The sequence below is a fragment of the Pseudomonas sp. NPDC087803 genome (genome assembly GCF_044742995.1).
Taxonomy (GTDB): Bacteria; Pseudomonadota; Gammaproteobacteria; order Pseudomonadales; family Pseudomonadaceae; genus Aquipseudomonas.
Map to the genome: position 1 here is coordinate 433,981 of NZ_JBIUVO010000001.1, position 22,242 is coordinate 456,222.

Below are 22,242 nucleotides of genomic sequence, written 5' to 3' on the forward strand. Positions count from 1 at the left end.
GCCGGCCTCTTCGGGAGCAAGCCCCCTCCCACAAGGAAATGATGTTGTGGTCTGGAGGATCAGTACCGTTTGAGGATCTGGTCCATCACCCAATCAGTTTTGAGGGCTTGTTCGGCGACAGCGGGATGCTGCGAATCACCACGGATATGCGCGTTCATGCCGAGGACGTGGTGCCACTGAATGTGTTCGTGATGGGGGATTTCCAGACTGATCTGTTCGTCGGCAAATAGCTGGACCGGATGCTCATCGAATACGGAAAAACTGATGCGCCCTCCACTGCCGATTATCTCCACCCGGTCCTCGCGCCGATCCGCGACAAAGCTCCAGCAACCCATGCCCAGCGCTCCGGAGGCGAAGCGCCAACTGGCGCTGACCGCATCCTCGGCGGCATATAACCCGGCCTGGCACGCGGTGAAACCGGCGACTTCGACGATGTCGCCGAGCAGGTACTGGAACAGGTCGAAACCATGGCTGGCGAGGTCGGCAAAGTAACCGCCACCGGCCACGCTCGGGTCGGTTCGCCAGTTGGCGCTGCCGTCCAGATCCGCCGCCGAGGGGGCCTTGGTCAGCGTCCAGCTCAGCTGCCGCACCTCGCCGATGCGGCCCTGTTGCAACCATTGCCGCACTTGGGCAAAACGCGGCAACGAACGGCGATAGTAGGACACGAACAAATGCAGACCGGCGTCGGCAAACGCCTGCTGCATTTCGCGGCTTTGTCCGGCGTGGAGCGCCATCGGTTTCTCGACGCAGCAATGTTTGCCGGCGGCGGCGACTTTCAGGCTGTAGGCGTGGTGACTGTCGGGGGGCGTGGCGATGTACACCGCGTCCACCTCGGGGTCGTTGATCAGCGCATCGACATCGGTGTAGACCCGGGCGATGCGATGGCGCGCGGCGTAATCGCTCACCGCTTCAAGGCGCCGGCCCATCACCGCCACCAGCGCCGAGCCGGGCGCCTTGTAGAAGGCCGGCCCGCTCTTGCGTTCGGTGACGCTGCCGCAACCGATCATGCCCCACCGCACCACGTCCATGCTCAACTCCCTTGGTTTGAAACACTCAGCCGATGCGCAAGGCGCGCAGATCGAGGTGGCCGTCCTTGATGGGCGGGCACCAGTAGTAGCCGCCGGTGATCGGCCGGCTGATGCGATACAGACCATCGGTGATGCCGTCTTCCAGACCGCTCATGCGCCGCAGTTGGGCTTCAAACGCGTCCAGCGAAACACCGAACGCGAGAAACATCAGACCGGCACGCTCGCCTTCGATCCACGGCATCGAACGACGCACGACGAAGGCTTCGGGGGCGAAGCTTTCCTGCGCGGTGCGTTTGACGTGGGCGGAGACTGGCGCGTCGTCGATCTCTTCGTTGTCGCTGAGGCGACGGCCCATGATGTTGTCCTTGTCTTCAGCGGACAGCTTGTGGAAACCCTTGAGGTCGTGCTGCCACTGCTGGATCGCGGCGAAGCTGCCACCGACCAGCCCGTCAGCGCCCTCGCCCAGCAACGCGGCGGCAATCGCGGCGTCATCGTGCGGGTTTTCGGTGCCGTCTTCGTAGCCGGTCAGGTCATGGCCGTCCTTGTGGCGGAAGGTTTCCTGCGCCTGCACCAGGCGCAGCGCCGGGGCCAGCGCGGCTTCGAAGGCGTTGCAGCGATTGAGCAGTTCGCCACGGTCGACACCGTGCAGCCAGACCCAAAGTGCGTGCTGGGTCGACGGGTTATCCACGCCGACGCCGGTCATCGCCGGGAAGCTGCGCAGACCGTCGATCTGCACATTCAGGGCCTTGGTCAGGGATTCACCGAAACCGATCACAGCCGACTTGCCGTCCACCAGATTCATCAGGTTGTCGATCGCCTGCGGCAGTGCGGCTACCGACTCAAGGGCGAAAAACAGGTGACGTGCTTGCGCAGGAACAGGGGTGGCGAGAATGCCCGGCTGGTAGTAACTCATGTGAACTCCTTGGGAAAGTGCGCGGGAGTTTACCTGTAGCCGGAGATTTTGTGGGGGCTCTGAAAGTCAAAAGATCGCAGCCTGCGGCAGCTCCTACACCGATCCCTGTAGGAGCTGCCGCAGGCTGCGATCTTTTGATCTTCAAAGGGTAACGATGCTCTCCTGGCGCCACGCACTCGGGCTCATCCCCGTCCAGCGCTTGAACGCCCGACGAAAGCTACGCACGTCGCTGTAACCGACCTCTTCGGTGATGCGCTCGATGGGCATGTCCGGATTGGCCAGCAGACTCATGGTCCGCGCCTGGCGCACCTGTTCCAGCAATGCCTCGAACGTCAGAGCATGCTCGGTCAGACGGCGGCGCAGAGTGCGGCTGCTCATGTTCAGGTCGCCGGCAATCTTTTCGATATGACTGCCGCGGCTCAAGTCCCGGGCAATCGCCCGCTCCACGGCCTGGATCAGATCGAGTTTCTGGTGCACCTGCGCCGCTTCCAGCTCCAGTAAAGCGACCGCCTGACGCAACGCCAGCGAATGATGATTGGGCAGGTTGACGTCCAGCCAGCGGGCATCGATCAGCATGCGGTTGTGCAGACAGCCGAAGCGCACATCCGGCCCGAGCAAGCGGTGGTATTCGCTCAAGTAATCCGGCGCGGCGTGCACGAACTCCACGGCAATCGCCTTGAACTCGGTGCCCACCAGTGCCCGGCCATACACCAGCAGGCTGGCGAAAAACTCCTCGACGGCGAACACCTGCACATCGGCGAACGGCAAGCGACATTCGGCATCGAGGCGCACCTGCTCGCCGACCACATCGACGCTGGACACCACGATCCCGCCGGAGGTGTGCTGGTGGCGGATGCCCAGGGCAAAGGCATCACGCAAGGTCTTGCACAGCGACAATACATGTCCGAGCAAGCCCAGCGTGCCCAACACATTCTGCGCACCAACCCACAACCCCAGGCCCTGATTGGGCAGCACTTTGAGCGCGCGCTGAATCATCGCCACGGCCTGCCGGTAGGAAATCCGCTGCGTCGGATCCTGCAGATCTTCGAGGGTGAACCCCAGGCCACGGCACAGGCTTTCGGGCTCGATGCCTTTGTTCTGCACGACTTCGGCGAGGGTTTGCAGGAGAAACGGCGAGACCAGCGCCAGTTCGAAAGTGGGGTCTTGGACTTTTACGTTCATGGGGGCTGACATTCCGGATCACGCTTGATTGTTATTTTTGTAACCGGTTATGTCGAAGGAAGTTAGCACAGGGTTGGCCGACTGTCCGCAGATGTCCCCCTAACTGTCCGCCAATACCCTGCCCCGTCGGGCGCCAAGCGCTTATTTCTATGGTGCCGGACGTTCTGCGTAGCGGCGCCCCGTCCCACCACAATAATAATGAGGACAGCCATGAGCCCGAACCGCGCCACATTCCCCTTGCGTCTGGCACTGACTTTGCTCGGTTGCACCGCGTCGCTGCCGGCCCTGGCCACCGAGGCCGGCGTCGACAACATCGGCCCCGGCACCGACGGGTTCTTCATGCTGCCGCTGGAAGTCGACAGCCTTCCGGAGAACATGGTCGCGTTCAACCTCTACTACAACCATTACAAGTCGACCAAGCTCAACATCAGCTCGCTGGGCGGCAAGGTGCCGAATGTCGAGATCGAATCCACCGCCGTCATCCCGCGCATTGATTACCTGAGCCCGGTGCGCGTGTTCGGCGGACGTCTGGCCGGCTACATCGCCCAACCGTGGCTGAAGCAGGAAGTCTCGGTATACGGCCTCAGCGATACCCGCGAAGGCATGGGCGACACCACCATCGCGCCGATCATCCTGTGGGACATGGGCAAGAACCTGACCCTCGGGGCCGCACTGGAAGTCACCGTGCCCACCGGCGAATACAGCGTCGATCGGCTGGCCAACACCAGCAACAATTTCTACACCTACAAACCGCTGTTCTCGTTCACCTGGCTGCCGACCGACAAGACCGAGGTGTCACTGAAGACCACCTACAGCTTCAACGAGAAGAACAAGGACACCGACTACAAGTCCGGGCAGATCTTCCACTTCGATTACTCGGCCAGCTACAAGATCACCGACGATGTGATGCTCGGTCTTAACGGCTACTACCTCAAGCAGACCACCGACGACAAACAGTACGGCCACACCGTGCAGTTCGCCGGGCAAGACGTGAACGACGGGGTACGCGGCCAGGTGTTTGCGATTGGCCCGGCGCTGCACTTCACCTTTCTCAAGTACGCCAGCGCGGAGATTCGCTGGGCCAAGGAGTTTGACGTGGAAAACCGCCCCGAAGGCGAAATGCTCTGGGCCAAGGTCAGCATCCCCTACGCCTTCTGACCTCGACCTGTAGGAGCTGCCGCAGGCTGCGATCTTTGGATCTGGCTTTTAAAAAACAAAGTCAAAAGATCGCAGCCTGCGGCAGCTCCTACAGGGAGCGGTGTTGTTGGGGAATCCGATGACGACGTGCGTCGACTTTCCCTTAGAGGCAAGGGAAACGTCTGACATCTTTCCCGCCAGTGCTTGGGGATACTTGGCACTTCGTCTTGCCAGTGACGACAGCGAGCCACATCCCCCTTAGACTGCTTCACATTGATCATGGAGGTCACTATGAGCGCCGAACTTTCACTTATCGCTTCAGACTTCGAAACCCCAGAGCAGGCCGCCAGCTACGATCGCTGGTTCCGGGCACAGGTACAGGCCTCGATGGATGATCCGCGGGCCAACATCCCCCACGAGCAGGTGATGGCCGAAATGCGCGCCCTCATCGAATCGAAACTCCACAAAAACAGTGCGGGTTGACTGGCGACCTGAAGCTCGCACTCAACTCTGGCAAACCCTGAACTACATCGCTGACCGTAACGCCGTTGCGGCCAGTCAACTAAACGCCGCCATCGAAGCGGCTACTTCGGCCCTCCCACGTCACCCCTACCTTTATCGCTTCGGCAAGGTCGCCGGCACCCGGGAAATTGTTGTCCATCCCAATTATGTGGTGGTTTATCGGGTGACTGACTGCATCGAGATCCTGAACCTTCTGCATGCTCGACAAGCTTATCCCTGATTCTCTCCATTCCACTCAAAAAAAGGGCGACCCACCGGCCGCCCAAAGTACTACACGAGAGTCCTTTACAACGTCAGTTGCCCGCGCTCCTCCTCGGTCAACTGCTGTTTCGCCTGTTCATCCAGCGTCCCCGCTCCCAGCACCTGCACCGGGCTGTTCGGGTTGTAACCGGTGGCCGGGGCACGGTTGGCACCATCACGGCTCGGCGCCAGTTGTTCGTTGCCGAAGCTCAACACCTGCACGGTGAACACCGACGCCTGGTTCTGCCGCGCTGCTGCTTGCTGCTGACGCGCCACGTCCTCAGCAGCCTGGGTTGCCGAAGATGCCGCCGAACTGGCCGAGGTGATCGCCCCGGTGTTCACCGCCGATACCACCGGTACCCCGGTCGCCTTGCCTTGCACCGAAATGTTGGCAGCGTTGACCACCGTCAGTGCAGCGATGTTGACGTTGCCCGACACACGAATCCCCGCCTCGCCCGCATCGATCGTGCCCAGCGGCGCGATCAGGTCGATGTCGCCGGGTGCGACTTCGGCAATCGGGTTGAGCGTGGCGATACCGGCGCCGGTGCTCGGTACCGATGGCGACAAGGTCACGTTGCCCCAAGTGTCGTACACCCGTTTCGGCGGGGTGTAGACCACGGTGGTTTTCGAGCCGCGACCGGCGTTGATGTCACCCTCAGCCGACCAGCCGAGGATCGAGCCACCGAAGGTGGTCATGATCCGGCTCTGGCCGAGCAAAATACTGCCCTGGGAGTAGAGCTGAATGTTGCCCGAGCCTTGGGTGATGATCCCCGCCGTGGACGGCGGCGCCGCGCCTTCGATGCCGAATACCTGACCGCCGCCCGGCGTGAGCATCTGGATGTCGCCGCCGAACAAGGTCTTGACCCCGGCACCACCGTACAGCGTGATATCGCCGTCGTAGCGCAGCGGATTGCCCGCCACGTCGGTGCTCGGGAACAGTGCGGCAATGGCGTTGCGACCACGCAGATAACTGCCTTTGCGCGGCCCGTCGGCGTCGTTGTATTCCAGGCCACCGGCGCGCAATTCGGCGAAGTACACCTGGCGGGCGAAGATCGCCTGCTCGGCACTCGGCAGCGCGGCGTAGAACGCCTGTGCCTGCTCGGCGTTGCCACTGAAGCCATAGCCGAGGGTCAGCCAGCTCTGCAATTCGTCGAGGTAGGTCTTGACCACTTTGCCCGGCTGGCCGTTGAGAGCGGCATTCGGATTGGCAAGGTTCTGCGGGTTCAGGTAACGCGCGATGAACCTTGTGTAATCCGGCCCCTGCGCGCCCGTACCCGCCTGCAATACCACGCTGGCACCGGGCCGCGTATCCCCGGCCACTATCGCGCCGAGGCTGGTGATGCTGGCGCGATTTTCCATCAGGATGTTGCGCCCGGCATTGATATCCAGCGTGCCGGGGCCGGCAATATCGAAGCTGCTGTAGAGAATGTCGCGGCCCGCCGAAACCCGCGATACATCTCGCGGATCGTTATGAACGAACAGATTGCCGGTGGAAAAAATGTCCTCCTTGCCGCTACTCATTTCCACTGTCGGCACGGCCGCAGGCTGCCCCAGGGTAGTGCCGGAAGCAACGATGTCGCGTCCGGCGATCATCCACACAGACCCCGCCGCTTCGTACCAGGTGCGTCTGGAAGTGGAAAAGCTCAATGTTTCGCCACTGCGAACGCCCACCAGGTCCCCCGTCAGCGCATAGAATCGCGCCGGCCCCTGTACGTCGTTCAACCCCGAGTAGCTGTTGGGACCAAAGGCAAACAGCGGATATCGCACGTTGCCCTCTGGCGCCACGCCATCGTCGCTGTAGTTGGTGCGCAGCGGGTTGCCGGCGTTGCTGTTGGCGTAGGCATTGAATGCCGGGTTGAACGGGGTAGCCATGGCCATCGGGCTGGCCCCCGACTGGTTGATCGCATAGCCACCGGCGTAGATAGAGTCACCTGCCAGCAGTTCAAGCTGTCCCGACTTCGACGGCGCCAGAAGCAGTGAGTAACCTTGCAGCGGGTAGTTGTTTACGCCAGTGAACGTCGCCGATGGCCCCGCATAAATGGATCCCTGCCCCGCCACCGCGCGCAGAATCGATGGATAGACAAACCGGCCGTCGGTAGGCGAGCTATTGCGGCCCGTGATCAGGCCGTTGGATGTACTGGATTCGGCTATCTGTGTGCCCGGCGTCAGGTTCCCGCCAGCCGAGAACAGATCGATTGCGGTGTGGTCGGTCCACAATGAAAAGCCACTGAGGATCCCGCCCTGTTGAACGCTGGCGTCGGCCGCCATGATCGGGCTGGCGTTCATCAGACTGACTCGACCAGGATCCGCGGCACCGCCCAACACCAGATCACCGCGGCTGCTCAGGCTCATGCCCGAGTCACCCGGAATCAGCACCACGCCCCCGGAAGCACTACCGGTGGTCGAGGTAAACGGATCAAGTGCGCGGGTTTCCCGAAGATCATTGAACACGGCGCCGGCGCCGTACTGCAGGTTGATGCCGCCGAGTGCTCCCCCCGTCATGTGTGCCGCGCCGCGCAGGTTGATCAGCGCGCCCTGTAGATCATGATTCGGTTGGCCGAAGCCGGTTTCTCCGGCCCGCGCTTGCAGCGAAGGGTTGAGCGTGCCACCGATACGAATATCCATGTCACCCCCACCGGTCATCTGCACGCTGCCATCGCTGGCGACTCGACCGGTGCTGCCTACCGCGACGATCAGCCCCTGTCTGCGCGGGTAGAAAACGGCATCGCCCATCGGTTTGAGCATGCCGGCATCACCACTCGCCCGCAGGCTGATATTGCCACCGCCCAAGGTGCCGAAACCGGTGAAACCCACCAGGTACGGTTCAGTATTGATCTCCCGATCTGAGTTCATCTGAGTGGAATAACTGCCGAAGTTGATCCACCAGGCCGTCGGCACATCCGGGCTGCCCGTGCCTTGGCGCCACAGCCAGTTGCCCACAGCCACACTGGCCATCTGCTCGCGGAACCCGCCCGCCGTCGATTGGGCTTTCGTCCCGACCGAATCACCGGAGACCGAGCCACCGGCATTGATTGTCAGGTTGCCGCCCATCTGCGGATACCAGGCCTGATAAAGGCTGTCGCTACCGCCGTCGACCCATTTTTCATAAGCGGCACCGGCCGTGCCCAGCACCGAATTGTTATCCGAAAGATGCCCGCGCGGCTGGTTATAGAGCGGATCGATACTCGCTGATTGGGTGCCGGCGGTGTAAACGCCGAACGGTGAATCCATGCTCAGATTGCCTGCTGCGATCAGGTCGAGATCACCCGTGCCGGTGCGCAGAACACTGAACATCTGCGTATGGGCCTTGGCCGTTTTCCCGGGATTGTTGCCGATGCACAGTTCCGGCTGCAGATCACAAATGAATTGAGCCTCCTCGGGAACCGGTTCGTAGTCCGGCCCCATTCCACTGCCTGGCGCCCAGACCCAACGGGCCATGGGTACGCACAAGTCGGCAATCTGCTGGCAATACTCGAGCATGTCATCAGGGACCGGCTCGTAGGGAGTAAAAAAGGGATTATCAGGAGCCCAGACCAGCTTGCCCGTCGCCGTGGTGATGTTGGCGCCGTAATGACTGTCCGCCAGCCGCAGATTGCCTTCAGCGGTCAGCGGTTTGACCGCACGGCTGTCGGCCGCAGCAAGATCTGCGCCCGCGACCACGCGCATCGACCAGGAAGCACTGCCGGACGGCAACATGCTGGCCACCGCCCAGTTCTTGCCTTGCTGTGTGCCGTTGAACGGCCGCAACTCGATCAGCGAAGTGCCTTCGGCGAGCTTCACATCGGTCATCGAGGGAATCAGCGAACCGCGCAGCAAGGCCAGTTCGCCCTTTAATTTCACCCCGGAGAACGTAGTCAGATCTGCGTCGTAAACGCTTGGCAACGGCACACCCTTGGGCCAGTTCATCGCCTGCAAAGCGGTGGCCTTGTTCAAGCGGATGCCGGCCCCCAGACGCGTGTCGGCAGGCAATGTCACGCTGTCGCTGAGCAGCGTACCGGCGGCGTACAGCAGATTACCGTTGCGGTCGTGAATCGCCCCCGCCAGCACGGTTCCGGCGCTGAAGGTATACGCCTCACCCAGCACCGCCTGAGTCGGCAACAAGGTGCCACTGGCCAACACCGCGCCCTGAATGGTTACGTCGTAATTGAGCGTGACACCTATCGGGAACTGTGTGCCCTCGGCCAGCGAAACGCCGGCCCCCGGCACAATCAGATCGCCACCGAACGGTTGCACGCCGGCAATCAGTTTCCAGCCGGCATCATCCTGGGTTTCCGGCGGCGGCGCGAAGCCGTCGTTGATGCTGCCGTAAATATCGAGGTTGCCACCGGCGCGAATGACCAGACTACCGGCCTCACCTGAACCGTAAACCGATGGGTCCAGCCGCGTGTGCGGATTGAGACTGGCATAGCGATAACCCGAAAGGTCCAGATCGCCCTCCACCACCAGATCACCGTCTGCGGTCTTGCTGGCGATTTCCACCCCGGGGCGCAGATGGAACGCATCGGCATACGTGGCGTTGTTCAGCCCGGCGAGTTTGCGTTGCAGCAGATCGTTGTTGCCCAGTGCGGCGTTGATAAAGTCGTTGCTGTCGCCATGAATGCGCTCGAGCATGGCCTGATCGATGACTTGATACGGTCGGCCACTGACCGCCGGGTCGACACCATCGCGGGCATCGGTGTAGCGGCGCATACCGTTGAGGCCGATGGAGCGTGCACCCTGGATGGTCAGCGCACCGCTGGCGTCGATGGCGATGTCATTGCTGCCCAGACGCGGCGCGTTCAGCTCCAGCGTGCCGTGCAGCATTCCATCGTGTTGCCCGGCGAGGAAACCGGGCACGGCATCAGTGCCGTGGCGCAGGTCGATACGCGCCCCGCTGCCCAACGTGAGCAGACCATCACCGGAGTTGAGTTCGACCGTGGCGCGGTTCGGCGCATCGATGATCTTGCCGTAGCTGTCGACCCGCAGTACACGACCATGGGCATCGAGTACGCTGTTGCCCGCCAGGGTCAGACCATTTTTCGCCGACAGACGAATGCTGCCGACACGCTCGCCGCTGGCGTCGATCAGACCGGCCACCGTCAGGCTGCCATTGTCCACCGAGACATTGACCTCACCGGCCTTGAGACCGTCGCCGATCACCAGGTTGCCTTGTTTGAGCTGCAGGCTGCGGCTGCCGAACACCTGACCTGCGTTCAAGCGCTGATTGAGCGCGGCAAACTGCTCAGTGGCGTCACCGCCCAGTCGTTGCGCGCGAATGTCCACGCCACCGGCCTTGTACGGCACCAAGGTGCCGCCGGCGTCGTAGTAACCGCTGCTGCCACCGACAATCTCGCCTTGCAGATCGACCATCCCGGCCGCATCGGCCAACGCGACGACGCTGACGTTACCGGCCTGATTGTTCTTCGCCGACAGATCGATCCGCGAGCCCGCAGCCTGACGAATACTGCCGTTGGCGCTGTACAGCGATACGTCGCCGCCCCAGCTGTATTTGCTGACATCGTTGAACGGCAAGGTACGTCCGGCCAAGTCCAGCACGGAATTGCCACCGAGGGTCAAATCGCCTTCGGACTTCACCGTCAGCTTGCCGCTGGCCAATGCGATACGGCTGTCGAGCACGACATCGCGGGCTTCAAGGTTCAACTCCGCACCCAGGGCGTTGGCCACGCTGGCAGCCCCGGCGCCGCTTAAGGTCAGGCTATTGCCGGCCTTGAGCAGGCTGACTGATGCTGCCTCGCCAGTGAGCAACGGCGTACGCAGATTCAGATTGCCGCCGCTGTAGCTGTAACCCTTGAGCGGATCGTAGGCGCCCTGCTCCTGATACACCGCCAGGCTGCCCTTGTGATTGGCGGTGAAGCGCTCGCTCGCGCTCAGGTTGACGTTGGCGAACCCCAGCGCCAGACGATTGTTCTGATCCAGCCCGCTGGCCTGAGGCATCGGGCCGTAACCCAGCTCGATCCGCTGGGCCTGAATGTCCAGCGTGCCGCTGCCGGTGCCCGCGCCGCCCGTGATGACTGCGCCCGGGCTCTGGGTAGCGCCGTTCCAGATCAGGTTGGCAGTACGGATACTCGCCACATCGTTGGCATCGCCCAGACCGTAGATTGCCGGAGTGACCAGCACCAGATTCTGCAGTTTGCTCTGGCCGGTCTGCGGGTCGATCGTGTCGAGGCTGACGCTGCCGTAGAAATTGAAGGCGTCGCGAGTGGTCAGGCTCAGGGTTTCCAGGGCCGGCGCGCCAAACTGCGTATCACCGCGCAGCAAGCGGTCGAGTACGTTCTGGTTGAGCGTGAGGCCGGCGGGCACGCGGCTGCCCGCCGCTGCAAGTGCTTCGGCGCTGCCGGCATTGACCGAGCCGACCGACAATGCCAGATGACGGGTGCCGAAACGCACCGCTTCACTGAGTTCAAACTGGTTATCCGTGACGGCAGTAATACTGCCGTTCGAATACAGCAGGGCCGGATTACTGCACGCATTCGTTGCGCAAGTGCCGATCCGGATACTGCCCGCACCGCTGATCATGCTGGCCAGCTCCGGCGCGAGCACCTGGGTCCAACCATTGGAAACGAGCAGCACGCTGGAGGCTTTCGGCTCATAAACGAAACCGGCCAATGAATCGTAGGCCACGTTGCCGCGGCCCAGCGTATTGATCCCGCCCCCCGCCTCGACCGTGATGCCGCCAAGCGTTGACGTGGTGCGCAGCAGAACCTGCGGCGCAGACAGAATCGCCCCTTCACGCAAAACAATACTTTCACTCGTGCCCAGGAAGCCGATGACGTTGGCGGTAGTGTTGTACAAGACATTCGGCATCGCACCGATGGTCAACTGTCCCGCATTGAGACTGTTGAGCGTGTCGGCATACAACGACACACCGTTGAAGCCGGTGGTCGGTGCACGGCCCGCGCCCAGTATCTCGAAGCTGCTGCCGGCGTAGCCGCCACGTACCACCGCCGTGCCGGCCATGCCGCCCTCGGCAGCGTCGAACAGTGCGCGCCCGTCGAACTGCAAAGCGATGTCTTGCTTGCCGCCGGGGGCCAGGCGCAGATCCAGTGTCTTGCCGTCCCTCGGTGCCAGCGCGCGTGGCACACCGCGCCGGGCGGCGTCGCTCTGGATGAATTGGGATAAACCGGTTTCGTTGTACTGCGAGTAACGACGCAACACATCGGCTGACGTGAGAATCACCTGACTGGCCAGGCTGTCACGCAGGCCGGTATTGGCAATCGACATCTGCCCGCTGCTGGCCCATGAACCATTGCGCAGTGGCAACGCCCCCGTTGTCACGCCGGGTGCTGCCTGACCGTTTACCTCAACCCGGAACGCACCAGGCATCAGGGCAAACGTTGACGGCAACAGTGTGTAAGTTCCCGCCGCCAACCCCGGCACACCGGCGCCAATGGTGATCTGCTGGCCAATGCGCGGATCGACCGCACCTGCTTCGGCCAGCATCGGCGCATAGCTGCTCTGGTTGCCGGGCACGATGGCATACACCGGGTTGTTCGCCAGCCCCGGCAGGCTGAAGGTGCCGTCAGCCGCATTGCGCACCAGCGGGTTGAAACGTGCATCGGTGGAACCCCCGCGACCGGACACGAAACCGGCGCCACGCAGATCGCCACCGCCGGACAGGTCGATGACCGCGCCGCTTTGCACATCGGCGAACTGCGTGCCGATCGACACGCCTGATGTTTCGCCAGAGATGCCGTCGAGCACCACGGATTTGCCGTTATAGCGATAGTCGATACCGTCCGTGGTGCCACCGTATGGCATGACCAGGCCGGCACCGCTGACCGAAGTCAGACTGCCCGGCAGGAGACGAACCTCGTGAGTGGTGCTGAGCAAATCGTCACCCAATACGATCTTGCCCAGCGGTGCACGCAAGACACCGCCCTGTTCGATGTACGCGGCGGAAAAAATCAGCTTTCCGAATGCCGAGTACGGCACTGCAGCCGGTGCAGCTCCGTGGCCGCTGATCCGCAAGGTGTGTTGAGAAACCGGAACCTCGCCCTGATAACCGACGCGCACCTCGGCCTGAATACCGGTGGCGGGATAGATCTGCGCCGCACCGAGGTTCAAGTCGCCCGGCGTCCACAGCCGGGTTTTCTCCGCGCCATCATTCGGCGCGAGGAAGCGCAGGTCGCCGCTGCTGTCGAGGCTCACCAGACCGAAAGCCCGACGGCTGTACTCAACGGCCGGCGCCGGCCGTTGCAGGATCGAACCCTGAGTCCCGAAGGACAGGCCATTGCCCACGTCCAACAAGTTCGCGGAGGCATTGAATGTTGCGTCGGACAATCGGGCCGTCGGGCCAGGGAGCAACCGTGGGCGCATCATGCCGAAGCCTGCAAAGTAGGTGCCCACCCCTGACAGACGCAGGTATGGAGCACTCAAATCGACCCGTGCCGAGCCTTTGGAATTCTCGGCGAGAGACAGCGCTCCGGCGAACAGACTGAGGCTCTGATTCATGCGCAGATCGACGTCACCGTCAAACGACAACAGGCCGTTGCTCAGCAGGCTGAGATTGTCGAACCCTCCCGTCATCAGGCTATCGGCACTCAAACGGGCTTGACCGTAACGCAAGCCATCGGCGCCTTCGCCGGGTTGCAGGTTCGCGGGAAGCAGCCCGTTCCCTGCCGCCTGGCCAATGATCATTTCCCTCGGTGCCCGCACCGCGTTGCTCGCCGAATCGGAATACAGCGGCGTCTCCAGCGCCAGTTCCAGACGACCACCGGCCGCGCCGACGCCACCCGCTGCCGCACGCAAGTTGCCTTCAACGAAAAGACCGTTATAAGCACTCAAACTGATGCGCCCGCCGTCCGTTGCGATACGCGTCGGGCCTTGACCGGCGATATCCACAACGGCCTCGGTGCCCGAGGCATCCAGCCGCGCGCCCGGACGCACAATCACGTAGGCATCGGCAGCCGTGGCGGTTGCCAGTTTCGCATCGATCTCGCCGCCGATGATGATGCTGCCGCCCTTGCCGACCTGCCCGTAAGTGCGGCCCAGGGTGTCGGTCGCCGTATTCGCACGCCCGGCGACATCCAGCACGGCCTGCTCGCCGATCCAGATCGAGCGATCATGTGCGTTCGGATCCGCCGCTTGAATCGAAGTGGCCGGCTGGATCGAGCCGAATTGTTGCTGACGAATATCGATCGTGCCGCCCCAGGCATTCAGTTCACCGTCGACGGTGATCTGCCCGGCACCACGCAGCTTGATGCTCTGCCCCGGGTCGACGCTGATGCGCGAGCCACGGCCCAGGGTCAGGGGGCTGTTGGCCGCGTCTATCAGCCCGACCAGCGTCGCGCCACCTTGCAGTGTCAGGCTGGCGCCGGCGCGTTGGGTCAGCACGCCCTTGGTCGGGTTTTCCTGGAACAGCGTCGGTGTCCACAGCTCCAGCGCCGTGCGCGGATCGACGCCACTGACCTGGTTGGGTGCCGCATCACCGAAACGGTACACCGGCAGAGTCACATCAATCGCGGCGCCTTCGGCAACGTCGAGCCCGCTGAGACCGATCAGGTTGTAGGCGGAGAACCCCTTGCTGAACAGGTCGGTGGACAGTTGCAGGGTGTTGTCTGCCAGGGCTTTATCGGTCTGACCAACGAGAATTCTGTTGGCCTGCACCGTCAGGGTACCGCCGCCCGTGACGCCGTAACCGCGCAGTTCGCCATCGAGGTTCAGACGGGTTTTGCCCGGCGCGGAAATCGCACTGGACTCCAGCGTCAAATCACCGCCCTTGCCGCCCCGGGTCTTGCCATTGGCGAGCATGGCGCCACCGGAAGAAACGTCGAGCAGGCTGCCGGCAGCGACGTCGATATCAGCGCTGCTGCGGATCGATATCAGGCCACCGTTCAGATACGCGAGGCGGGCGTTATCGTCCGGGTTGGTGCGCAGGTTGCTCCACAGCCCTCGGGTGTCGAGATGCACGCCCTCGGCGATGCGGGTTTGCGTGGTTTTTTCGGCTTTGGCCGCCAGGCGAGTGTCGGTGTTTGCGCCACCATTGAACTGATTGAGTACGTTGCCCAAACGCAGACTGCCGCCGCGAGCAGTCAGGTCGGCGCCGATCTGAACATCCGGGGCGTAGAGGGTGATGTCGCCACCGCTATCGACCGTCAGCGCACCGTCAACGGCGATCTGATCCTTGGCCGGAACCTTGAGCGCACCAAGGTGGAACCCGTTGAGCTGATCGTTATCAAGATACAGCTTGCCCTTGCGGGTATCGGACACCGCGCCGGTGAGGTCCAGATCATTTCCGGCAACCGGGCGCGCGCCACCGATCTGCACCTGATCGAGCAATGGATTGAGGGTGTAGAGCAGGCCATTCGACGCCGCGACGAAGGTCGGGTCGTAACTGCCGACAATTAATTGCGCCCGCCGCGCCAGCGCGGTCTGGCTCTGCTCATAGCCATCGAGCACCGGCTTCGGCGCCTGATTCTGCCGTTCGCCCTGATACACCTCGCCAATCATTTGCCCGTCGAGTACCGCATTGGCGGTGGCGATCACCAGTTGCCCGGCATCGCGACCGACGGTGTAACCCGACTCGAAACGTGAACGCGGGGCAATCAGCGGGCTGTAGTAATAACTGGTCTGGCCCCAGCGTTGGCTGCTGTCTTCATAGCCTTTGTACAGGCCGGTGTAGAGCAGGTCCCCCGGCGCACGCGACACTTCATACAACTTGCCGTCGGCACCACGCAGCCAGCTCTGGCGGATCTCGCCGCTCTGCACATCCAGGGTGCCGCCGGACAGGTTGATCAACGAACCTTTTTCCGTGACCACATCGTTGCCGGCAAAACTCACTGTGCCGCCCTGAGCCATCCATTCGCCGACGCTGTGGGCCTGAGTGCCGAGATAACCACCGACTTCGAGCAAACCGCCCGCCGTGTACCAGCGATCGGTGGCATAGCCGTTGGTGCCCGCCGGCACATACACCAGATCACGCACATCGACCCAGATGTCATTGCTGTTGAGCGCGCCTTTCTCGCGGTTGACCGAGGCATCGCGCTGCTCGTTGCCTTGCACGTTGATCTTGATGCTGTTGTTTTCCATCGCCACTTTGACGCCGAGGGCACCGGACACATCGATCATCGCGCCGTCGCGCACCAGGCTGCGGCGTTGCGCATTGACCGCGACCTGGCCGCCGGTGGCCAGGGTGATCGAGCCATTCTGAAACTCGACAGTGCCGCCGCTCTGCAGCTCGATGCGTGACTGGTCGCCACGGATCCGGTTGTTCGCGCTGACATTGGTCAGGGCCGCGTCGCGCTGGCTGTCGAGGGCGGTGAGATCACTGCTGTCGAGCAGGATTGCCGTGGCGCTGCCCTGCCCCAGCGTGACGCTGCCGTTGCCGTCACTGCTCGGGTTGGTCAGGTGAATCGTGCCGCGCGTCGCCACTGAAGTGCTGGCGAGCAATACACCGTTTTGCAGCACCTCGTGCCCGGTCAGGGTGATGTCCCCGGTGGCGGACTGGATCAAGCCGTTGTTGGTGACGTTGCCCGCCACAGCACCCGCCTTGAAACCGGGAATGACTTCGTTGCCGAAGGTGGTGGACAGCGCATTACCCTCAGTGCCCGAGCCCTTGCGAATGTAGAAACGGTCACCGGCGGCCAGCACGGTCTGGCCCTTGGCGGTGCTGATGCTGCCGTCGTTCTGCACTTCGCTGCCGAGCAGCAAGGCGTAACCACCGGCAGCGGTAGACGCCGCCGGTTTGTGGGTTTCGATGGAAGCACCGCGTTCCACCAGCACTTTGCCGGCGGCATCGGTGAACGTCGGCTGGGTGCCGCTGCTGTCGAAATACAGCCCTCGGTCGCGGAACTGGATATCGGTGATATTCGCCGCTGCCGCCACCAGGTTGCGCACGTTGACCTGACTGCTGCCGCTGAACACGATGCCGTTGCGGTTGATCAGCATGACCGTGCCGTCGCCCTTGATCTGGCCCTGGATCTGGCTGGCCCGTGCATTCGGATCGTTGACCCGATTGAGCACTGCCCAGTTCGCCTGCTGAGCGAATTCAACACTGGTGTTGCGCCCGACGTTGAAGGTTTCCCAATTGAGGATCGCCTTGTCGGCGGTCTGCTCGATCTTCACCGTGGTCTTGCCATCGGCCTGGGTCTGTTGCGGGCCCTTGGCGTTCTGCCAACCCTGGGACAGGCTGTTATCGACTTTCAAACCGCCCTCGCCCAGACCGTCCGGCACGACCTGCACCGTGCCCAGTGCGGCAGCGCGTCCGGCCGCCTGCGCCGCTTGTTGCGCGGCAATCGCAGCGACGGTGTTGTTCAGGGTCTGGATCGAACGCTGCAATTGCTGATTGGCCTTTTGCTGCTGGGCCAATGGCGGGGTCATCCCCGGCAATCCGCCCACGCCCGGACGCGCGGCCGCGGCCTGCTGTGCGGCGCCCTTGGCGGCAAACCAGCTCGAACTGAACGCCGTCTGCGCCTGCGCACTGCCCGCCACCAGACATAACGCCACGGCGTGCGCCAATGGCTTGAGCAGCCACAGCGACGGTTCCAGGGTTTCACGTCTGGATGGCAGAACATGGGTACGACGACGGGATGGGCGAGCGAGCATCACTACGAGATCCTTTTTGATTGCCACACTTTGGTTGCCAAAGATGCCGCAGGCCTGCAAAAACCTGCTGTTACGACATAGGCAGTTGGCGAGAGGCGCGACCGAACGGATGTCACACAAACTTCATGTTCGGCGTGTATTCGAGCCAAAAAAAATGACGGCAACCCGAAGGTTGCCGTCATCGGTATTACGACAGCGCGAGCTTACAAAGGACGACCGATAGCGTTGCAGACGCTGGCGTTGTTGATGTCCAGGTTGTTGCCCGAAGTGTTGGTGATGAAGTTGGCGGTGACTGCGGTTTTCCAGGCGTTAGGCACGGCGACGAATTTGTGCGCCTGAGTCGCGGTGTTGTTGCCCGGGTTGCTGTAGTGGGTGGTCAGGAAGGCTTTGACGTCGGCGGCCACGGCTGCATCCTTGTAGCACTGACCGAAGATGAAGTTGGTGTAGGCAGCCAGTTTGTAACCCGAAGCCGGGTTAGCCACCACTGGCGACCAGTTGACCGGGTTTGCAGCCTGGGCAGGCGTCGAAGGCGCGGACACCGACGACAGTGCCAGGGTGACGTTGAGCGAAGTTGGCTGAACGCCGTTGACGCGAGCAACGACAGCGTTGCTGGTGGCGTCGACACCGTCCGGACCGACATAACCGATCGAACCGTCAACGGCGTTTACGGCAGGGGCGACGTCGGCAGTGTTAGCCACGCCAACCCAGTTCGACGGCAGCGCCGAACCGGCTGGCAGACGTGCGTTGGTGAAGGTGGAGTTGGTAGCGAACTGAGTCGGGCAGACCGAGTTCAAGTGACGGCTGAGGATTTCCGAAGTACCGCTGGAAACGTTGCGATAAACAACGCGGATCGGCGTGGTGTCGGCAGTGCCGAGCAGCGCGCCCCAGGTGGTTTTAGCGCCGGAGAAGGCATCGCACAACTGAGCGCTGGTCAGGTTCAGCGCAGTCTGGCCGGCTTTTTTGTAAGGGATGGCAACCGAAGTGGCCACCGAAGGCAGTTGAATCAGCGGGCCGTACGAAGCGCCGTAGGTGGTGTTGTAGGTGCTGATTTCCGAAGCGCTGAGGATCGAGTCGCTACCGGCGAAGTGCACGGTGCCGGTGGTGCTGAAGCCCGCTGGATTGTTGGTCAGGAAAGCCGTCTTGCCACCGCCGCTGCCGATGGCGGCGTAGCTGAAGTTGGCAGGCAGGATGCTGTCAGCCGAACCTTTGTACAGAGAGGCTGGCAGCGTTGCACCACCACCGGTGACGGCCATGGCTTGAGCGGAAGCCAGCGCGGCGACGGTCAGGGAAGCTGCGATCAGAGTGCGCTTGAACATGAAGAATCTCCTTTTCAACGTTGGTTGTGAACACAGGTTTTCAGGGGTCTTGCATGACACTGGGAAGACTCACCGCTGACCTTCGCAAGCGGGGTCCGTGGTTAAGTCGCACTGAGAAATTCGCATCTTGCGGTGACAGATAAAGGAAAAAACCTCGGGAGCTGCGCGGGCTTTTTCAGGGAGATTTCTCGGGTGTTTGCGGGGGATTGCGAGAGGTCTGGATCGTGGGTTTGGCTGAAATTGGCTGCAGCCGTTGCGGGGTGGTTGCAGATGACAGAGAGGAGAACCCGAGGATGGGGGAATCCTGACTCGGGTGATGCTGAAGCCTTGGAAAAAAGTCTGAATTATTTGTTGTTCTGCATGGCCCTATCGCTGGCAAGCCAGCTCCCACAGGTTCTGTGGTGTGACACAGATCGCATTAACAACACTGCCCCCCCTGTAGGAGCTGCCGAAGGCTGCGATCTTTGATCTTGATCTTCAAAAGCGCAAGCAAGATCAAAAGATCGCAGCCTTCGGCAGCTCCTACAGGGAGGGTTATTGCACCAACTGGTTGATCTCGATGATCGGCAACAACACCGCCATCACAATCACCAACACCACCCCGCCCATCACCACAATCATCAACGGCTCGAGCAATGCGGTCATGCCCATCGCCCGCCGTTCGATATCCCGCGACAGGGTCTGCGCCGCGCGTTCGAGCATCGGCGGCAGTGCACCGGTTTTCTCGCCGCTGGCGATCAGGTGAATCAGCACCGGCGGGAACACGTTCTCCACCCGCAATGCCGCCGCCAGGTTCACCCCTTCGCGGACCTTGGCCGTGGCATCGCTGACACTCAAACTCAAGCGATCATTCGACAGCGTCTGCCGCGCCGCCTCCAGCGCCCGCAGCAACGGCACGCCGGCTCCGCCGAGAATCGCCAGCGTCGAGGCGAAACGCGCCGTGTTCAGCCCGAGGATGAAACGACCGATCAGCGGCAACTTCAACACCCGATGATGCCAACTCAAACGCGCCGCCGGGTTGCGCAAATACAGGCGCCAGCACCAGAAAGCGCCCGCGATCAGCGCCGCACACAACCAGCCCCACGCCCGAATGAAATCACTGGCCGTCAGCATCGCCAAGGTCAGTCCCGGCAGATCCTGCCGCGCCTGGGAAAACGCACTGACCACCTGCGGCACCACATAACTGAGCAAAAAAATCACGATGCCGATCGACACCAGTCCGACCACCCCCGGATAGATAAACGCAGTCAGGATCTTGCCGCGCAGGTTATTGCGCTCCTCGATGTAATCCGCCAGCCGCTCCATGACCTGCGCCAGATCACCGGACTCCTCCCCGGCGGCGATCAACGCCCGATAGATCTCCGGAAAATCCCGTGGCCGCGCGGCCAATGATTCGGCCAGGCGCATGCCGCTGCGCACATCGGCACGCACCGCGCTGAGGGTGTGAGCGATGTGTTTTTTCTCGGCCTGCTCCACCGTTGCGCTGAGCGCTGCTTCCAACGGCAGGCTGGCGCCGAGCAGACTCGCCAGTTGCCGCGTAGCCCAGGCCAGGTCGTTATCCGACATACGCGCACTGAACAGACCGCCGCCGCCATGCTGGGCGACGTTGCTCTCCTTGTGCACCGACAACGCGGTCAAACCACGGCTGCGTAACACGCCGAACGCGGCGGTTTGACTCTCGGCCTCCAGATGCCCGGATTCGATCTTGCCAGTGGCGTCGGCGGCTTCAAAACGATAGCGATTCATCAGGCGTCCCGGGTCACACGAAGGATTTCTTCAGGGGCGGTGGCGCCGCTGCGAATCCAGCGCTCGCCGTCCTCGCGCAGGCTGAACATCCCGGCCTTTGACGCCGCCGCACGCAAGGCCTGCTCCCCGGCCCCTTGGTGAATCAGGGTGCGGATGTCGTCGTCGATGCAGAACAATTCGTGGATGCCGGTGCGACCGCTGTAGCCGGTGTGGTTGCATGCCGCGCAGCCCACTGGCCGCCACGTCGCGGGCGCTGCGGGATCCTCTTGTTTGCACTGATTGCACAACCGGCGTACCAGTCGCTGCGCCAGTACGCCGAGCATCGACGAGGCCAGCAGGAACGGCTCGACGCCCATGTCGATCAAGCGGTTGACCGCCGATACCGCGTCGTTGGTATGCAGCGTCGCCAGCACCAGGTGACCGGTGAGCGAGGCCTGCACGGCGATTTGCGCGGTTTCCAGATCGCGGATCTCGCCGATCATGATGATGTCCGGGTCCTGGCGCAGAATCGCCCGCAATGCCAGGGCGAACGTCATGTCGATCTTGGCGTTGACCTGAATCTGGCTGATCCCCGGCAGGTCGTATTCAACCGGGTCTTCCACAGTGAGGATGTTGCTGGTGCTGGCATCGAGGCGCGCCAGCGCGGCATAGAGGCTGGTGGTCTTGCCGCTGCCGGTGGGGCCGGTGACCAGCACGATGCCGTGGGGCTGGCGGATCAAATGATCGAGTTTGGCCAGCACCTGCGCGTCCATGCCCAGGGTTTCCAGATGCAGGCGCCCGGCCTGTTTGTCGAGCAAGCGCATCACCACCCGCTCGCCATGTCCGGTCGGCACCGTTGACACGCGAATGTCGATCGGTCGCCCGGCCACGCGCAACGCGATACGACCGTCCTGCGGCAGGCGTTTTTCGGCGATGTCGAGCTGGGCCATGATCTTGATCCGCGACACCAGCGCACCGTGCAGCGCCTTGCGCGGCGAGACCACGTCACGCAGGGTGCCGTCGACCCGGTAGCGCACCACCGAATGGGTTTCGAACGGTTCGATGTGAATGTCGCTGGCCTCATCGCGCGCGGCCTGGGTGAGCAAGGCGTTGATCATGCGGATTACCGGCGCACCGTCCTGAGTGTCGAGCAGGTCGGTGATTTCCGGCATGTCCTGCATCAGCCGGTCGAGATCCACTTCGTTCTCTGCCGCACCGACCACGGCGGCAGCGCTGCCGGTGTCGGCGTAGGCCGTGGCGAGCAGGCCGTCGAGTTCGTCATCGCGCACCCGCTTGAGCGACGATGCACCGAACTGCCGCCGCACCTCGCTGATCGACCAGCCCGGGGTCGACGGGCAAACGGTCAGCACGCCGTCGCACAGCAGAATGCGCTGGGCCTTGGCCCAGGCGTAGGGAAGTGCACTCATCTAAAGCCCTCCCCCGTGGCAATACGATCCCGTGCAGGAGCTGCCGCACGCTGCGATCTTTTGCTTTTAAAGATCAAAAGATCGCAGCCTTCGGCAGCTCCTACAGGTCCGGCGTTGTTCCTGATTCCTGTGGCACCAAGTTTCCCTGTGGTGAGGGGATTTATCCCCGATGCGCTGCGCAGCAGCCCCGAAACCTGACATCCGAATAC

Annotated in this window: 10 protein-coding genes; 3 read left to right on the forward strand and 7 right to left on the reverse strand. The window is 62.4% G+C overall.

All coding sequences use genetic code 11. From position 1 onward, the window contains the following. Positions 1-59 precede the first annotated feature (59 nt). From ACIOUG_RS01820 to ACIOUG_RS01830, 3 genes are all read right to left on the reverse strand, one after another. A complete protein-coding gene (locus tag ACIOUG_RS01820) occupies positions 60-1,028 on the reverse strand; it encodes a Gfo/Idh/MocA family protein (RefSeq protein WP_401062043.1) in 969 nt (322 codons plus the stop codon). 25 nt (positions 1,029-1,053) lie between these two features. Further along, positions 1,054-1,941 (reverse strand): Dyp-type peroxidase, encoded by an 888-nt coding sequence (locus ACIOUG_RS01825; RefSeq protein WP_401062045.1) that lies wholly within the window; start codon positions 1,939-1,941, stop codon positions 1,054-1,056. Between the two features lie 141 nt (positions 1,942-2,082). Further along, the gene (locus ACIOUG_RS01830) at positions 2,083-3,123 is read right to left on the reverse strand and encodes an AraC family transcriptional regulator (protein ID WP_401062047.1); all 1,041 of its coding nucleotides are present in this window, start codon (positions 3,121-3,123) and stop codon (positions 2,083-2,085) included. A gap of 210 nt (positions 3,124-3,333) precedes the next feature. Between ACIOUG_RS01830 and ACIOUG_RS01835 the strand changes: the two genes are divergently transcribed. The 3 genes from ACIOUG_RS01835 (at position 3,334) to ACIOUG_RS01845 (ending at position 5,002) form a co-directional block, all read left to right on the forward strand. Continuing rightward, on the forward strand, positions 3,334-4,281 hold the full coding sequence (locus tag ACIOUG_RS01835; RefSeq protein ID WP_401062049.1) for a transporter: 948 nt from the start codon (positions 3,334-3,336) through the stop codon (positions 4,279-4,281). Positions 4,282-4,551: 270 nt separating this feature from the next. Further along, positions 4,552-4,743: an antitoxin gene (locus ACIOUG_RS01840; RefSeq protein ID WP_401062051.1), complete on the forward strand. Its 192-nt coding sequence runs from the start codon at positions 4,552-4,554 to the stop codon at positions 4,741-4,743. Then, positions 4,733-5,002 (forward strand): type II toxin-antitoxin system RelE/ParE family toxin, encoded by a 270-nt coding sequence (locus ACIOUG_RS01845; RefSeq protein ID WP_401062053.1) that lies wholly within the window; start codon positions 4,733-4,735, stop codon positions 5,000-5,002. The genes ACIOUG_RS01840 and ACIOUG_RS01845 overlap by 11 nt, the downstream gene beginning before the upstream one ends. Before the next feature lie 65 nt (positions 5,003-5,067). Here ACIOUG_RS01845 and ACIOUG_RS01850 read toward each other — a convergent pair whose 3' ends face one another. From ACIOUG_RS01850 to gspE, 4 genes are all read right to left on the reverse strand, one after another. Then, on the reverse strand, positions 5,068-17,565 hold the full coding sequence (locus ACIOUG_RS01850; RefSeq protein WP_401062055.1) for a filamentous haemagglutinin family protein: 12,498 nt from the start codon (positions 17,563-17,565) through the stop codon (positions 5,068-5,070). Between the two features lie 203 nt (positions 17,566-17,768). Beyond that, positions 17,769-18,881, reverse strand: coding sequence for a substrate-binding domain-containing protein (locus ACIOUG_RS01855; protein WP_401062057.1), 1,113 nt, complete (start codon positions 18,879-18,881; stop codon positions 17,769-17,771). 534 nt (positions 18,882-19,415) lie between these two features. After that, a complete protein-coding gene (gspF, locus tag ACIOUG_RS01860; RefSeq protein WP_401062059.1) occupies positions 19,416-20,627 on the reverse strand; it encodes a type II secretion system inner membrane protein GspF in 1,212 nt (403 codons plus the stop codon). After that, the gene (gene gspE, locus ACIOUG_RS01865; RefSeq protein ID WP_401062060.1) at positions 20,627-22,033 is read right to left on the reverse strand and encodes a type II secretion system ATPase GspE; all 1,407 of its coding nucleotides are present in this window, start codon (positions 22,031-22,033) and stop codon (positions 20,627-20,629) included. Before gspE ends, gspF begins: the two co-directional genes overlap by 1 nt. Positions 22,034-22,242 lie beyond the last annotated feature (209 nt).

Excerpts from the sequence above, each read along its gene's own strand:
- ACIOUG_RS01830 (WP_401062047.1), bottom strand. The coding sequence starts at position 3,123 with ATGAACGTAAAAGTCCAAGACCCCACTTTCGAACTGGCGCTGGTCTCG.
- gspE (WP_401062060.1), bottom strand. The coding sequence starts at position 22,033 with ATGAGTGCACTTCCCTACGCCTGGGCCAAGGCCCAGCGCATTCTGCTG.
- gspF (WP_401062059.1), bottom strand. The coding sequence starts at position 20,627 with ATGAATCGCTATCGTTTTGAAGCCGCCGACGCCACTGGCAAGATCGAA.
- ACIOUG_RS01850 (WP_401062055.1), bottom strand. The coding sequence starts at position 17,565 with ATGCTCGCTCGCCCATCCCGTCGTCGTACCCATGTTCTGCCATCCAGA.
- ACIOUG_RS01855 (WP_401062057.1), bottom strand. The coding sequence starts at position 18,881 with ATGTTCAAGCGCACTCTGATCGCAGCTTCCCTGACCGTCGCCGCGCTG.
- ACIOUG_RS01825 (WP_401062045.1), bottom strand. The coding sequence starts at position 1,941 with ATGAGTTACTACCAGCCGGGCATTCTCGCCACCCCTGTTCCTGCGCAA.
- ACIOUG_RS01835 (WP_401062049.1), top strand. The coding sequence starts at position 3,334 with ATGAGCCCGAACCGCGCCACATTCCCCTTGCGTCTGGCACTGACTTTG.
- ACIOUG_RS01820 (WP_401062043.1), bottom strand. The coding sequence starts at position 1,028 with ATGGACGTGGTGCGGTGGGGCATGATCGGTTGCGGCAGCGTCACCGAA.
- ACIOUG_RS01840 (WP_401062051.1), top strand. The coding sequence starts at position 4,552 with ATGAGCGCCGAACTTTCACTTATCGCTTCAGACTTCGAAACCCCAGAG.